The sequence below is a fragment of the Shewanella sp. AS16 genome (assembly GCF_021412365.1).
GTDB lineage: Bacteria > Pseudomonadota > Gammaproteobacteria > Enterobacterales > Shewanellaceae > Shewanella > Shewanella salipaludis.
Genome location: NZ_JAKCLK010000139.1, coordinates 1 through 317, shown reverse-complemented (window position 1 = coordinate 317; position 317 = coordinate 1). Strand labels below are relative to the sequence as shown.

General features: G+C 34.4%; 1 protein-coding gene. It reads right to left on the bottom strand.

The features are described 5' to 3' along the window. On the bottom strand, positions 1-317 hold a 317-nt coding region (locus LZP73_RS19695; protein ID WP_267960260.1), incomplete at both ends, for an ABC transporter transmembrane domain-containing protein.

Genomic DNA, 317 nt, shown 5'->3' with positions numbered 1-317 from the left:
TCAACATCAATCCGACTTGTACTATGTGCAAAAATGTAAGTTCTTAAACCGCTGAGTATAATCTCAAACACCACCACAACAGATAATGCGACAGTAATAACATTAAGGGTTGAAAACCCCCTGTGTACTAATACTTTGTCCATAACCACCTGAAAAAAAAGGGGGGTTATTAATGCAAATAATTGTAAAAAAACAGATACAACAAGGGTTTCAATAAATATTTTTCTGTATTTTATAATGGCAGGGATAAACCAGGTAAAGTCAAATTTTGCCAGTTTCCCGGTAACAGAAGAACGGGAAGCAATAAGAATAATATG